Source organism: Herbaspirillum sp. VT-16-41, assembly GCF_001994935.1.
GTDB lineage: Bacteria > Pseudomonadota > Gammaproteobacteria > Burkholderiales > Burkholderiaceae_D > Herbaspirillum > Herbaspirillum frisingense.
Genome location: NZ_MUXB01000099.1, coordinates 410,854 through 425,305, shown reverse-complemented (window position 1 = coordinate 425,305; position 14,452 = coordinate 410,854). Strand labels below are relative to the sequence as shown.

13 protein-coding genes are annotated in these 14,452 nt (G+C 62.9%); 7 read left to right on the top strand and 6 right to left on the bottom strand.

Annotation, left to right across the window (positions count from 1 at the left end; all coding sequences use genetic code 11):
* Window positions 1-82 precede the first annotated feature (82 nt).
* Entirely contained in the window at window positions 83-553 is a 471-nt protein-coding gene (locus tag BTM36_RS10450; RefSeq protein WP_077236216.1) for an SRPBCC family protein, read from the top strand.
* A gap of 89 nt (window positions 554-642) precedes the next feature.
* Here BTM36_RS10450 and BTM36_RS10445 read toward each other — a convergent pair whose 3' ends face one another.
* Window positions 643-1,719 (bottom strand): YeiH family protein, encoded by a 1,077-nt coding sequence (locus tag BTM36_RS10445; protein ID WP_077236214.1) that lies wholly within the window; start codon window positions 1,717-1,719, stop codon window positions 643-645.
* 174 nt (window positions 1,720-1,893) lie between these two features.
* On the opposite strand from BTM36_RS10445, the gene BTM36_RS10440 reads away from it, so the two are divergent.
* A complete protein-coding gene (locus BTM36_RS10440) occupies window positions 1,894-2,793 on the top strand; it encodes a LysR family transcriptional regulator (RefSeq protein WP_077236213.1) in 900 nt (299 codons plus the stop codon).
* 21 nt (window positions 2,794-2,814) lie between these two features.
* Here BTM36_RS10440 and BTM36_RS10435 read toward each other — a convergent pair whose 3' ends face one another.
* Window positions 2,815-3,300 carry an asparaginase domain-containing protein gene (locus BTM36_RS10435; protein ID WP_006461390.1) on the bottom strand — a complete coding sequence of 162 codons (486 nt, stop codon included), beginning with the start codon at window positions 3,298-3,300 and terminating at the stop codon, window positions 2,815-2,817.
* A 234-nt stretch (window positions 3,301-3,534) separates the two neighbouring features.
* On the opposite strand from BTM36_RS10435, the gene BTM36_RS10430 reads away from it, so the two are divergent.
* Entirely contained in the window at window positions 3,535-4,299 is a 765-nt protein-coding gene (locus BTM36_RS10430) for a hypothetical protein (RefSeq protein ID WP_006461391.1), read from the top strand.
* On the opposite strand, the gene BTM36_RS10425 is transcribed toward BTM36_RS10430, so the two are convergent.
* Together BTM36_RS10425 and BTM36_RS10420 are read right to left on the bottom strand one after the other, a co-directional pair.
* Window positions 4,277-5,263, bottom strand: coding sequence for a D-2-hydroxyacid dehydrogenase family protein (locus BTM36_RS10425; RefSeq protein ID WP_077236211.1), 987 nt, complete (start codon window positions 5,261-5,263; stop codon window positions 4,277-4,279). The two genes, BTM36_RS10430 and BTM36_RS10425, sit on opposite strands and share 23 nt — an antisense overlap.
* A 101-nt stretch (window positions 5,264-5,364) precedes the next feature.
* Window positions 5,365-6,375 carry a zinc-dependent alcohol dehydrogenase family protein gene (locus BTM36_RS10420; RefSeq protein WP_174616834.1) on the bottom strand — a complete coding sequence of 337 codons (1,011 nt, stop codon included), beginning with the start codon at window positions 6,373-6,375 and terminating at the stop codon, window positions 5,365-5,367.
* Window positions 6,376-6,581: 206 nt separating this feature from the next.
* Here BTM36_RS10420 and BTM36_RS10415 point away from each other — a divergent pair, with 206 nt between their 5' ends.
* Both BTM36_RS10415 and BTM36_RS10410 read left to right on the top strand, forming a co-directional pair.
* Complete coding sequence (locus BTM36_RS10415; RefSeq protein WP_077236210.1) at window positions 6,582-7,472, top strand: LysR family transcriptional regulator; 891 nt, start codon at window positions 6,582-6,584, stop codon at window positions 7,470-7,472.
* Between the two features lie 386 nt (window positions 7,473-7,858).
* Window positions 7,859-9,727, top strand: coding sequence for a phosphoenolpyruvate carboxykinase (GTP) (locus BTM36_RS10410; protein ID WP_006461399.1), 1,869 nt, complete (start codon window positions 7,859-7,861; stop codon window positions 9,725-9,727).
* Between the two features lie 89 nt (window positions 9,728-9,816).
* On the opposite strand, the gene BTM36_RS10405 is transcribed toward BTM36_RS10410, so the two are convergent.
* Window positions 9,817-10,260 (bottom strand): thioesterase family protein, encoded by a 444-nt coding sequence (locus BTM36_RS10405; RefSeq protein ID WP_077236295.1) that lies wholly within the window; start codon window positions 10,258-10,260, stop codon window positions 9,817-9,819.
* Window positions 10,261-10,623: 363 nt separating this feature from the next.
* Here BTM36_RS10405 and ahpC point away from each other — a divergent pair, with 363 nt between their 5' ends.
* Together ahpC and ahpF are read left to right on the top strand one after the other, a co-directional pair.
* On the top strand, window positions 10,624-11,187 hold the full coding sequence (gene ahpC / locus BTM36_RS10400; protein WP_006461404.1) for an alkyl hydroperoxide reductase subunit C: 564 nt from the start codon (window positions 10,624-10,626) through the stop codon (window positions 11,185-11,187).
* 252 nt (window positions 11,188-11,439) lie between these two features.
* On the top strand, window positions 11,440-13,041 hold the full coding sequence (gene ahpF, locus BTM36_RS10395; protein ID WP_006461406.1) for an alkyl hydroperoxide reductase subunit F: 1,602 nt from the start codon (window positions 11,440-11,442) through the stop codon (window positions 13,039-13,041).
* 188 nt (window positions 13,042-13,229) lie between these two features.
* Here the strand turns inward: ahpF and BTM36_RS10390 are convergent, their stop codons facing one another.
* Window positions 13,230-14,384: a D-alanyl-D-alanine carboxypeptidase family protein gene (locus BTM36_RS10390; protein WP_039873826.1), complete on the bottom strand. Its 1,155-nt coding sequence runs from the start codon at window positions 14,382-14,384 to the stop codon at window positions 13,230-13,232.
* Window positions 14,385-14,452 lie beyond the last annotated feature (68 nt).

Sequence of the window (14,452 nt, the reverse complement as noted above, 5' to 3'; positions counted from 1 at the left end):
CAGGTCGCTACCGGCGGGCCGGCCCTGTGGGACAATGCGCGCATGGGCTCACCCAGCGTGGCCAGACTAAACGAGTGCAAACATGAAATTCAATCACCTCATCCAGATCAACGATCCGCTCAACCCGCTGATCGACACCCTGAGCCGCGACGAGCTGTGGCATGGCCTGGTCCTGCGGGCGGAGTCGCCGCGCCTGTTCATGCCGCACCTGGACGAGTGCCGCCTGTCCGACAAGAGCCTGGAGGGCGTGCATCGCGAGTTGCGCTATGGCGAACTGGTGATCATCGACAAGGTGACCTACCTGCCGCAGATCCAGGTGCTCTACGAAGTGCCGGCGCAGGGTGACATCCCGGCCTCGCGCATGAGCATGACCATCGAGGAGCCGCAGGCCGAGGTGCTGTTCGTGCGCTTCGAGTACGACGATGGCAAGCCGGCCGATATCGATGGTTCCGAAGCCTTCTACGACAATTTCCGGCGCCAGGCCTATCAGGAGGCCGATATCGATACGATACGCATCATCCGTGAATTGTCCCAGCGCGGCGGCTTGCACTGAGTGACGTCCCCTGTCTGGCAGTCATTTCCGCATGCGAAAAGCGCGGCTCCCCAGGGAGACCGCGCTTTTTTTCAGTCTGGTGCCAACACTCAGGCCAGCAAGCGTCCCAGTGCGCCGTTGACCAGTGCGCCACCGATCACCAGCCAGGCGAACAGCACTGCACCCAGGATCATCGGCTTGATGCCGGCGCTGCGCAGGGCCGAGAGGTGGGTGGACAGACCCAGGGCGGCCATGGCCATGGCCAGCATCAGGGTATCGATCTGCAGCAGCACCTGGTTGACCTGGGCCGGCAGCGGGAAGAAGGAGTTGAAGATCACCACGCCGATGAAGGCAAAGGCAAACCAGGGAATGGACAGCTTGCGCTGCTGGTGCGGCTGATGCGGCTGGTGCGGTTGGTGTTGTTGACCCGAACTGCGCGGAGCGACCCGCATGGACAGCATCAGCAGGAAGGGCGCCAGCATCATCACGCGGACCATCTTGGTGATCACCGCCACGTCAGCCGTATGCTGGTCGATGGAGCGCGCCGCAGCCAGCACTTGCGCCACTTCATGGACGGTGGAGCCGATGTAGACGCCGAAGTCCGGCAGGCGCAGGCCCCAGACCGGTTCGGCCTGCAAGGTGTAGAGCAGCGGATAGAGGAAGATGGCCAGCGAGCCGAAGATCACCACCGTCGATACCGCCACGGTGACCTCTTCGCTGCGTGCCCGCAGTACCGGTTCGGTTGCCATCACCGCGGCCGCGCCACAGATCGAGCTGCCGGCGCCGATCAGCAACGCGGCATCGCGATCCAGCTTCAGCACCCGGGTACCGACCAGCCAGGCCAGACCGAAGGTGGAAAGCAGCATGGCCGCATCGATCACCACCCCGGAGATGCCGACATGGGCGATGTCCTGGAAGGTCAGGCGAAAGCCGTACAGGATGATGCCGGCGCGCAGCAGCGTCTGCTTGGAAAAGCGCACGCCCTCGCCACAGTAGGCGCCCATGCGCGCATAGACGGTATTGCCCAGGATGATGCCCAGCACGATGGCCACCGTCAGTGCCGAAAAGCCGTGATTCTGCAGCCAGGCGATATCGCCCAGGCGCATGGCGACCCACGCCACCGCGCCCGAGAGGACGATGCCGGCCAGCGCGGGATGCAGGGGGGAAGTTTGGGTTGCGGTACGCATGATGCTCTCCACACAGGATGTGTTCGATAGATCAGTTCAGTTGATGGAGTGCACTGTACGTGGGCTGGATATAAAAGAAAAACACGTTGTTTTGCTAATATCTACCTGTTAAATGGGTAGATTGATGGTGGCTCCCGGGCGCCGGGAATGCACTTGGTGGATATTGGGGAAAATATGCGGATCACACTCAGGCAATTGCAGATCTTCCTGGCCGTGGCCCAGTCGGGTTCGACTACGGCCGCAGCCGGGCTGGTCGCCTTGTCGCAATCGGCGGCCAGCGCTTCACTCAATGAGCTGGAGAGTCTGCTGGGCGTGCAGCTGTTCGACCGCGTCGGCAAGCGGCTGGTCTTGAACGACAGCGGACGGCAGCTGCTGCCGCAGGCACGCCACATGCTGGACGCTGCCCATACCATCGAGCGCCAGTTCAACGACCCGGCCTCCGGCAGCGAACTGCATCTGGGGGCCTCCACCACCATCGGCAGCTATCTGTTGCCGGCCATGATCGCGGCCTATCGCCGGGAGCACACCGGTGCACGGGTACGGGCGCTTGTGGCCAATACGGCCGACATCGTCGATGCGGTGGTCAATTTCGAGGTCGATGCCGGCCTGATCGAAGGCCCCTGCCACGCCGATGACGTGCGGGTCGAACCGTGGATGATGGACGAGCTGATCGTGGTGGCCGCGCCCGCGCATCCCATTGTCACGGGCGGGCGCAAGATCACGCTGAAGATGTTGCGCGAGGCCGACTGGCTCTTGCGCGAGGCCGGTTCAGGGACGCGCGAGGCGGTCGAGCATGCCTTGATTCCCTATCTGCACCACTTGCCGTCGTCGTTCGAATTCGGCAATTCGGAGGCGATCAAGCGTGCCACCGCCGAGGGTTTGGGTATCAGTTGCCTGTCGCGCTCGGTGGTGGAGGACCTGATCGAGTCCGGCAAGCTGGTCGAACTGGAGACCCCGTTGCCGACCTTGCGCCGCCATTTCTACATGGTCGTCAGCCGTCACCGGGCAGCTTCGCCCAGCCTGGCGGCGCTGTTGTCGTTCTGTCGGGAGTGGGCGCAGCAGCAACCCCGCTAGCGCAGGGCGGCCGGTACCATTTCAGATCGGCTCGAAGACGCCGGCACTGCGGTTCTTGGCGACCTTGTTCCAGGCGAAGATGCGTCCATTCATCGCCACATACACACCCGGTGGCAGCACTTGCGCCACGCCGCAGGCGAAGCCGAAATTGAACAGGGCATCGGAGTTGGCGATCTCGTAGGGGATCATGGCGCCGGTCAGCACCACGGTCTTGTCGGTCAGCGCCTGGCCCAGCACCTGGGCGGTCTGCTGCATGGTATCGGTGCCGTGCACGATGACAATGGCCTGTTGCTGCGAGGCCTGGCAGGCCGCCAGCACGCGCTGGCGATCGCCATCCTGCATCTCCAGCGAATCGAGCAGGCGCAGGATTTCGAGGGACACTTCGGTGGTGATGCGGGCACGGGCGATGACGTCCGGCAGGTGGCTTTCGCCGAAGCCAAGCTGGCCTGCGATTTCGTCATAGTGCTTGTCGAAGGTGCCGCCGGTGGCGATGATGCGCAGGCTCATGGTCTTCCTATCTTCCAACTGGTCAAAAAATCGAGAAATCGAGAAATCGAGAAAAGGGTGTTCCGGGGATCAAGCAAGGAACGCTCCAATGGCGCGGGGAACGGCAGTTCCGGCACGGGCCAGCCGCTATCTTACACGCAGCCGCGGCGGTTTCCTGCCTGGTGCGACCGTGGCGCACGCGTTGCGGCCTGGTCGCCAATGCGATTCTGCAAGGACATCTATAATGGTCCGGATATGAAACCTTTGGCACCCGGCACCGTTATCTTCCACCGCCATCGCGGCTATGGCGTGATCGTGCTCGTCAACCTGTTGACGGGCTGGATTTCTGCGCGTTTCGGCAGTGAAGTGCGTACGCTGGATCTGAACCTGTCCTCCGACGAAGTGCAGCACGCCGATGGCACGCCCATCCTGTTCCGTCGTACCCCGCCGGACCGCATGCCGCATGCCCGGCTCATGGAGATGGTGCGCGAACTGCATCGCGCCGGCTATCAACGGCTCTATCTCTACAGCTGGCCCAAGCCGTCCGGGCTGCACTGGCGCTGGCACCTGTTCAGCGGCCCGCGCAACTGGATCGAGCGGCCATGGCGCGAGGGCTGGTATGGTTCGGGCGCCGATTACAACTTCAATCCGGTGCTGGGCTGGGGCGATGGCCCCTCGGCCTCGCCGCAGGAACTGGCACGCCTGCTGGCGCAGTTCGATCCGCACGGGCTGGCGCAGGCGCTGGGCGAGGACCAGGAGCACGCCAACTGGTTCGAGCTGGTGTGCGCCACCTTGCTGCCGGATTATGCGTTCAGCCTGGGCTGGCACTACAACGGCAGCATGCCGGAGCATCTGCCGGTCATTCCGGTGCGGCGCAATGTCCCCGAGTATGCCGGGCCACCGCTGCCATGGCCACCGGGATGGCGGCATCTGTGGAAGTCAGGCGGCCCAATGCCGCAGTCGGTGTATCAGCCGCCGGTACGCACCATCCATCGCATCACCCCAGAACCTCAGGATTGAGCACGTTCGCGGGCGTGCCGGCGGCATAGTCCACGATGTTCCGGAAAGCGGCGCGGAAGTAGAGTTCGTAGCCGTCCTTTTCCACATACCCCAGGTGCGGGGTGGCCACCACGTTATCCATCTTCAGCAGGGGGAAGTCCACCGGCAAGGGTTCGCGCTCGAAGACATCGAGTCCGGCCAGGCCGGGGCGTCCTGCCGCCAGTGCGGCTTCCAGCGCGTCCGGCTCGACCAGCTCGGCGCGGCTGGTGTTGACGAAGCAGGCCGTCGGCTTCATCAGCGCCAGGTCGGCCGCCTTGACGATGCCGCGGGTGGCGTCGTTCAGGCGCAGGTGCAGGCTCAGTACATCGGCCTGGGCGAAGAAGGCTTCCTTGCTGGCAGCGGCCTGGTAGCCATCCTTGACTGCCTGTTCGCGGCTGGCCTCGCGGCCCCACACCAGCACCTGCATGCCGAAGGCGCGACCATAGCCTGCCACCATGCGACCGATCTTGCCGTAGCCCCAGATGCCCAGCGTGCGGCCCTTGAGTGCCGTGCCCAGCAGGTTCAGGTGCGGGGTGGGCGAGACCTGCTGCCAGGCGCCGGCACGCAGCGCGCTGCAATACTGCGGCACCCGGCGCATGGCCGCCATGATCAGTGCCCAGGTCAGTTCGGCCGGCGCGGTCGGGTCGCCCACGCCTTCGACGATGGCGATGCCGCGCTCGGTGGCGGCAGCCACGTCGACATGGCCACTGACCTTGCCGGTCTGCGAGATCAGCTTGAGCAGGGGCAGCTTTTCCAGGACGGGTCGGGTCAGGGCAGTGCGTTCGCGGATCAGCACCACGGCGTCGAAGGGTGACAGGCGCGCCACCAACTGGCCGGTACCGCGGATGGTATTGGTGAATACCTTGACGTCGTGACCGTCGAGCAGGCTGAAGCAATCGAGATGGCGTACTACATCCTGGTAGTCGTCGAGGATGGCGATCTTCATGGGGGTCTCCGTGGCAGTCTTTCGGGGCTGCGCCGGCCAGGTGGGTGGCCGGCGTGGGCGTCCATCATAAAGCGATTGCCAGGATTCGGCACGAGCTGACCCTAGCGGGCGATATCGATGACCACCTTGCCCCGGGCCTGAGCTTCGCTGACCAGCGCGTGGGCCTGGTTGACCTGCTCCAGCGTAAAGTGATGCGTATCGGTGAGCACGCGCAACTGCCCGGCATCGACCATGCGGGCGGCCTCGGCCATGATCCGGCCGTGACGCGCACGCTCCTGCCCGGTCAGCAGCGGTAGCAGGGTGAAGACGCCCGAATAGCTGGCAGCCCGGAACGACAGCGGCGCCAGCTTGTGCACGCCCCAGCCCAGGCAGCTGACGACATGACCGAGATAACGCCGGGCGGCCGCGAACGAGGCATCCAGGGTTGCGCCGCCGACGGTGTCGTAGATGACATCGAAGCCCTCGCCGCCGGTGTACTGCTGCACGTACTGCTCCACCTCCTGGGCGCGGTAGTCGATGGCGGTGGCGCCCAGGCTCTCGATCACGGTCTTCTGGTCGGCGCTGCCGGTGGCATAGACCTCGGCACCCAGGGCGACAGCGATCTGCACGGCCACGTGGCCCACGCCACCAGCGCCGCCGTGGATCAATACCTTCTGCCCTGGCTGCACGCGGGCGCGGTCAACCAGGCCTTCCCAGGCGGTGATGAAGATCAGCGGCAGCGCGGCGGCTTCGCGCATGGACACCGTGCGGGGCTTGTGGGCCAGCAGATCGGCATCGAAGGCGGCGAACTGCGCCAGCGAACCGGGGACGCCACCGATGCCGCCGCTCATGCCGAAGACTTCGTCGCCGGGCGAAAATCGCGTTTCACCGGGCGCCACGGATTCGACCACGCCAGCCATGTCCATGCCGAGGATGGCTGGCAGGCGGGTCTGGGCGTGGGCGGCATTGCCGGCCTGGATCTTGGTATCGAGCGGGTTGACGCCGCTGGCAGCGATGCGTACCAGCACCTGGCCGGGACGCAGGCTGGGCGTTTCGATGTCGGTGATGTCGAGTGGTGCGCCGAAGCGGGTGAGGACGGCGGCTTGCATGGTGGCAGGGATGGCGTGGGTCATGATGGCTTCCTTGAGACTGGGTGGACGGGGGGATATCGCCATGCGCCAGGTGGCGGTGAGGTCGATGCACGCAGTCTAGGCAGCCCGGGCCAGCGGAAAAACCGGGCGCGACCGAAGTCAGAATTGCGGGTTTGCGGATAATCGCGGCGTCGCGAGGCCCTAGAATCTCGCTAACGGATGACGACAACCAAACCGGGGAGAAAAAGATGGACAGGCTGGACATGCTCAAGGTGTTCTGTACCGTGGTCGAGGCTGGCGCGTTCAGTCGGGCGGCCGAGAAACTGTCGATGTCGACCTCCTCGGTGACCACCCACGTCGCCGCCCTGGAGGCACATTTCAAGGTGCGGTTGCTCAACCGCACCACGCGCAGCATGTCGCTCACCGAAGAAGGTCGCCATTGCCACCAGCAGGCACTGCGACTGCTGGCGGACATGGGAGAGCTGGAGGCCGGCTTGCGTGCCTCCGATACCCGTCCGGCCGGTGTGCTGCGGGTCGACCTGCCCAGCGTCATCAGCCGCCGCTATGTGGCACCCGCGCTGCCACGTTTCTTGCGCCAGTACCCGGAGCTGGAGCTGCGCATCACCGTCAGCGACCGCATGGTAGACATGGTGGAAGAAGGCGTGGACGTGCTGGTGCGCATCGGTGCGCTGGGCGACTCGGGACTGGTGGCGCGCAAGCTGGCCGCGACCCGTTACCTGTGCTGCGCCGCGCCGGCCTTCCTGCAGCAATACGGCTGGCCGGAAACGCCGGACGCACTGGACCAGTTTGCCTGCCTGGGCTTTCTCAATCCGCGTACGCGCATGGTCCGGCCCTGGCGCTTCAGTCATGAGGGGAAGGAAAGCTCGCATATTCCCCGGGGCCTGGTGATGATGGATCACGTAGAGTCGATGGTGGCGGCCGCCCAGGCCGGTTGCGGCATCATCCAGCAGATGTCGGTGACCCTCGCTCCGGCCTTGCAGGAGGGCAGTCTGCTACCGGTGCTGTCCGAATGGCAGGCGGCTGGTCCCGATATCGTCGCGCTCTACCAGCCCACACGTCGGGAAACCGCCAAGGTGAAAGTTTTCGTCGAATTTCTGCGTGAGATATTCACAGTGTGAATGATGAATCGCCCGCAATCCCTCGCAAATCCAGTCTTCATGCGGTTTTTAACGAAATCGATGTTATGCGCCACAGTAATGAAAAAACAGAATTTTTTTGATTTGTAATTACCTACTACATAAGTCGGGTATTTTCCGCTACAAATTTGCGTAAATTCTTTTTTATCGGGGTACAATCGCTGCCACTTTCTTGCATTCTCGACTGTCGAAGAGTGAGCAAAACCCGCCGCCGTCCACGGTGACGGGTAAGGTGGCCGGCCTCGGCGAGGCGGTCGCCATCGACAAGACCGCCGTCTCGCAGCCTGATGTGAACACCCCATCGCCTGGAAACGACGATCCTGCCGTGCCAACCGAATTCATCAACTTAGTGGCATTGGAGGTAGCATATGAACCAACCCCTCATGGCAGGCATTCCCGCAGTGAACGCCCCCGCCTACGTCAAACACCAGAAACTGATCAACTGGGTCGCAGAAATCGCCGCGCTGACCAAGCCGGCTCGCATTTACTGGTGCGATGGCTCCCAGGAAGAATATGACCGCCTGTGCGGCGAGATGGTCGCCGCCGGCACCATGAAGAAGCTGAACGCCGAAAAGCGTCCCAACAGCTACCTGGCCTGCTCCGATCCGTCCGACGTGGCGCGCGTGGAAGACCGCACCTTCATCTGCTCCAAGAACAAGGAAGACGCCGGCCCGACCAACAACTGGACCGACCCGGCCGAGATGCGCCAGACCCTGAACGGCCTGTTCGATGGTTGCATGGCCGGCCGTACCCTGTACGTGGTGCCGTTCTCGATGGGCCCGCTGGGTTCGCCCATTGCCCACATCGGCGTGGAACTGTCGGATTCGCCCTATGTGGCGGTGAACATGCGCATCATGACCCGCATGGGCAAGGCGGTGTACGACGTGCTGGGCAGCGATGGCGAGTTCGTGCCTTGCGTGCACACCGTGGGCGCACCGCTGGCCGCCGGGCAGAAGGACGTGCCCTGGCCGTGCAATGCCACCAAGTACATCGTGCACTACCCGGAAACCCGCGAAATCTGGTCCTTCGGCTCCGGCTACGGCGGCAACGCGCTGCTGGGCAAGAAGTGCTTCGCGCTGCGCATCGCTTCCACCATGGGCCGCGCCCAGGGCTGGCTGGCCGAGCACATGCTGATCCTGGGCGTGGAATCCCCGGAGGGCAAGAAGCATTACGTCGCAGCGGCCTTCCCATCGGCCTGCGGCAAGACCAACTTCGCCATGCTGATCCCGCCCAAGGCCTTCGGCGGCTGGAAGGTCACTACCATCGGTGACGACATCGCCTGGATCAAGCCCGGTGCCGATGGCCGCCTGTATGCGATCAACCCGGAAGCCGGCTACTTTGGCGTGGCCCCGGGCACCAACGAGAAGAGCAACTACAACTGCATGGCCTCTGTCTCGGCCAATACCATCTTCACCAACGTGGCGCTGACCGATGACGGCGATGTCTGGTGGGAAGGCATGACCAAGGAAGCCCCGGCCCACCTGATCGACTGGCAGGGCAAGGACTGGACGCCGGAAATCGGCAAGGAAACCGGCCGCAAGGCGGCTCACCCGAACGCCCGCTTCACCGTCGCCGCCACCCAGAACCCGGTGATCGACCCGGCCTGGGATGATCCGGCCGGCGTGCCGATCTCGGCCTTCATCTTCGGTGGCCGTCGTTCCACCACCGTGCCGCTGGTGACCGAAGCCCGCAACTGGGTCGAAGGCGTCTACATGGCCGCCACCATGGGTTCGGAAACCACCGCTGCGGCTGTCGGCCAGCAGGGTGTGGTGCGTCGTGACCCGTTCGCCATGCTGCCTTTCGCCGGCTACAACATGAGCGAATACTTCCAGCACTGGCTGGACATCGGCAAGAAGATCGCCGCCTCCCCGGCCGAGCTGCCCAAGATCTACTGCGTCAACTGGTTCCGTACCGATGCCGACGGCAAGTTCGTCTGGCCGGGCTTCGGCGACAATATGCGCGTGCTGAAGTGGATGCTGGACCGCATCGAAGACCCGCAAGGCGTCAAGACCGGCGGTGTCGAGCACCTGTTTGGCGTCACCCCGCGCTTCGATGACCTGCAATGGGAAGGCCTGGACTTCAGCGCCGAGCAGTTCTCCACCATCACCTCCATTGACAAGGCCGCCTGGCTGAAGGAACTGGAGCTGCATGCGGAACTGTTCGACAAGCTCAAGCACAAGCTGCCGCCCGAACTGCAGGGCGTGAAGGACAAGCTGGAGAAGAAGCTGGCAGCCTAAGCTGACCGGTACGGAGAAGACGAGAAGCGCCTGCCGCAGCGATGCGGCGGGCGTTTTCTTTTGCGGTTCAGCCTCGGATCAGCCGCGGATCAGCTCTGTATCAGGCCGGCCAGCGCCTGACGCAGCGTGGCTGGCAATTCCACTGGCCGCCGCGTAGCGCGATCCACATAGACATGCACGAAGTGGCCGCGTGCCGCCGTCAGCTCTTCGCCGGCCTTGAAGATCCCCAGTTCGTAGCGCACGCTGCTGCGACCCATGTGTGCCACCCGCACGCCGACCTCGATCGCATCCGGAAAGGCGACCGACGCAAAATAATTGCAATGGGTTTCGATGACCAGGCCGATGACTTCCCCGTGCTCGATATCCAGCACGCCCTGTTGCACCAGGTAGTGGTTCACGGCGGTATCGAACCAGCTGTAGTAGACGACGTTGTTGACGTGACCATAGACGTCGTTATCCATCCAGCGCGTCTGGATCGGGTGGAAATGCGGAAAATCGGCGCGTTGGCCGGCTTGCGGTCGGGAATCACTCATCTCGGGCGGGGCGTCAGGATTGGTCGGCTTGTGCGGCTGCACAAGAACGGCAGGCTTGCAGTAACATTGCTCCCACTTTCGCTGTTCCCCGGTCAGACGTCGGCCGGAGCGTCGAAAGTGCTCCATCTTAAGCGATCGATATCGGATTTTGGCTCGCGTTGCGCTTGCATCTGCAGGCCGTGCCGCCATGTGATCCGGGTGCCCGGGCTGTTTGCCGGTCGCTGGTGAGTCCGATAGCCTCGCCTCTACGACTGATAGTTAAATCCAATCAAAAGTATTGATTAAATAAAATTGATCTATTTTGTTTGGCGTTCTACTATTCAACCCATCGCTTCACTCAACCCCCCTTAAAAGGAAATCGACATGTCCCTGATCAACACCACTATCAAACCGTTCAAGGCAACTGCTTACCACGATGGCAAGTTCGTCGACATCACCGAAGCCACCCTGAAGGGCAAGTGGTCCGTGTTCGTGTTCTACCCGGCGGACTTCACCTTCGTGTGCCCGACCGAACTGGAAGATCTGGCCGACAACTACGCTGAATTCAAGAAGCTGGGCGTTGAAGTCTATGGCGTGTCCACCGACACCCACTTCGCCCACAAGGCATGGCACGACACCTCCGACGCCATCAAGAAGGTCCAGTACCCGCTGGTGGGCGACCCGACCGCTACCCTGGCACGCAACTTCGAAGTGCTGATCGAAGAAGAAGGCCTGGCACTGCGCGGCACCTTCGTGATCAATCCGGAAGGCGAAATCAAGGTCATGGAAGTGCATGACAACGGCATCGGCCGTGACGCTTCGGAACTGCTGCGCAAGGTCAAGGCTGCACAATACGTCGCCTCGCACCCGGGTGAAGTCTGCCCCGCCAAGTGGGAAGAAGGCGCTGCCACCCTGAAGCCGTCCCTGGATCTGGTCGGCAAGATTTAATTACCGATTGGGCTACTGCGCGGCCCGATCTCTGCGCTGCGATGCTCACCGTACTCAAGTACGGTTGCGCTTCTCCCGCAGACCTCGGGCCGCTCGCTACGCCCACTCGGCAATTAAATACGCGTGGAAATACACGCAAAATTTATCCTGTAGTAACTGTCTGGAGCTGCCATCCGTGGCCAGCGGCGGATCCCCACAAGGGCCAAGCCGTGCTCCAGAAGACCCGAATCTCCCAACTAGGAAGTAATCATCATGCTTGATGCCAATCTCAAGACCCAATTGAAGGCCTATCTGGAAAAGGTCAGCCACCCGATCGAGATCGTCGCGTCGCTCGATGATGGCGCCAAGTCCCGTGAGATGCAGGAACTCCTGCAGGAAATCGTGCTGCTGTCGGACCGCATCAAGCTGGTCGAGCAACGCGACTCCAGCGCGAACGCACGTACCCCGTCGTTCACGCTGAACCGCCCCGGGACCGATATCAGCGTCGAATTCGCCGCGATCCCGATGGGCCACGAATTTACCTCCCTGGTGCTGGCCCTGCTGCAAGTGGGCGGGCACCCGATCAAGCTCGACGACAAGGTCATCGAGCAGATCAAGAACCTGGATGGTGACTACAGCTTTGAGACCTATGTCTCGCTGACCTGCCAGAACTGCCCGGAAGTCGTGCAGGCCCTGAACGTGATGTCCATCATCAACCCGCGCATCCGCTCGGTGACCATCGATGGCGCGCTGTTCCAGGGTGAAGTCGAGCAACGCCAGATCATGGCCGTGCCGACCGTGTACATGAACGGTGAAGTATTCGGCCAGGGCCGTACCGGCGTGGAAGAAATCCTCGCCCGTCTGGACACCGGCGCCGCCGCCCGCAAGGGTGAGGAACTGAGCGCCAAGGAAGCGTACGACGTGCTCATCGTCGGCGGTGGTCCTGCTGGTGCAGCTGCTGCAATCTACGCCGCCCGCAAGGGTATCCGTACCGGTGTGGTGGCTGAGCGTTTCGGCGGCCAGGTACTCGATACGCTGGCGATCGAAAACTTCATCTCGGTGAAGGAAACCGAGGGCCCGCAATTTGCCACCGCGCTGGAACAGCACGTCAAGGCGTATGACGTCGACATCATGAACGTGCAACGCGCCGAGGCCCTGGTGCCGGGCGACAAGCTGATCGAAGTGAAGCTGGCCAACGGCGGCGTGTTGAAGGGCAAGACCGTGATCCTGTCCACCGGCGCCCGCTGGCGCAATGTGAACGTGCCGGGCGAGCAGGAATACAAGAACAAGGGCGTGGCCTATTGCCCGCACTGCGATGGTCCGCTGTTCAAGGGCAAGCGCGTGTCGGTGATCGGCGGCGGCAACTCCGGCGTGGAAGCGGCCATCGACCTGGCCGGTATCGTCGCCCATGTGACCCTGATCGAGTTCGCTGCTGAACTGAAGGCCGATGCAGTGCTGGTGCGCAAGCTGAAGAGCCTGCCCAATGTCACCATCGTGACCTCGGCGCAGACGACCGAGATCACCGGCGATGGCCAGCGCGTCAACGGCATCAGCTACAAGGAGCGTGATACCGGCGAGGTCAAGCACGTGGAACTGGAAGGCGTGTTCGTCCAGATCGGCCTGGTGCCCAATACCGAATGGCTGAAGGGAACGCTGGCGCTGTCCAAGCATGGCGAGATCGAGATCGATGCCCGTGGCCAGACTTCGATTCCCGGCGTGTTTGCAGCGGGTGACGTGACCACCGTGCCGTTCAAGCAGATCGTCATCGCCGTGGGTGCTGGCGCCACTGCAGCCCTGTCGGCCTTCGATCACCTGATCCGCTCCTCGGCCGACGATGTCGCGCCGGCCGTGACCAAGGAAGCCGTGGCTGCCTGAGCATCATCGCAGTCCTGAACAAAACGCCACCGGTTCGATGCCGGTGGCGTTTTTGTTTGTGGGATGCCTGCATCGGAGTCGGCATCTCACGCATTTCACGCATCGCATGCCTACCCAGGAGGCATAAAAAAACGCCATCGATTGCTCGATGGCGTTTTGCTGGGTGCCGAAGCAGCCGGAAGACCTGCTTACTTGAACATCAGGCGCAGCGAATCCCAGGCACGGCCGATGAAGCCGGCCGGACCCACCGATTCCAGGGCCACTACCGGCAGTTCTGCCACGGTCTTGTCATCGATGGTCACCTTCAGGGTACCGATCTTGGCGTTTTCCGAGATCGGAGCGATCAGCGGATCGTTGCGGTCCAGCTTGGTCTTGACCTTGTCGGCGCTGCCCTTGGGGATGGTGATGTAGACGTCGTTCTTGAAGCCGACCTTGATCTTGCCCTGCGAACCCTTCCATACGTCAGGCGTATCGACCGGCTGGCCCTTGGCGTACAGCTTGACGGCGTCGAAGTTCTGGAAGCCCCAGTTCAGCAGCTTCTGGCTTTCCTGCGTACGGACCTGGTCGGAGACGGTACCGATCACCACCGAGATCAGGCGGCGCTCGCCGTTGGGCACCGGGCGATGGGCCGAGGTGATCAGCGAATAGCCGGCGCTGGAAGTGTGACCGGTCTTCATGCCGTCCACCGTCGGGTCCAGCCACAGCAGGCGGTTGCGGTTGGGCTGGGTGATGTTGTTGTAGGTGAACTTCTTGACCGAGTAGTAGCGCTTGTAATAGTCGGGGAAGTCGTTGATCAGGTTGCGGCACAGGATCGCCAGGTCGCGCGCGGTGGTATAGGTGTCCGCGCTGGGCAGGCCGTGCGGGTTGCTGAAGTGGGTATTGGTCAGGCCCTGGCGCTGGGCTTCGCGGTTCATCAACTGTACGAAGGCGTCTTCGGTGCCGGAGACCGCTTCGGCCACGGCCACGGCGGCATCATTGCCGGAGACCGAGATCAGGCCGTACAGCAGGTTGTCGATGGAGACCGGCTTGTTGGGCTCGATGAACATCTTGGAGCTGCTCGGGTCGACCTTCCAGGCGTTGACCGAGACGCTGACTTCCTGTTCCAGGCTCAGGCGCTTGTCGCGCAGGGCGGCAAAGGCCAGGTAGGCGGTCATCAGCTTGGTCAGCGAGGCTGGCTCCACGCGGGTGTCCGGATCGGCGGAGGCGATCACCTGGTTGGCCGAGGCATCCAGCAGCAGCCAGCTCTTGGCAGCCACGGTAGGCGGCGGCAGACTCTGGGCGGAAGCGGTAAGGGCGGAAACGGAAAGGACGGTTGCGGCGAGCGCCGCGAGAAGCTTTTTCATCGGTGCCTAAGAAAAATTGCCAGCACGGGGGGACATCGTAGCTGTTGGTTTGAAAAGAGAGTAAGGCA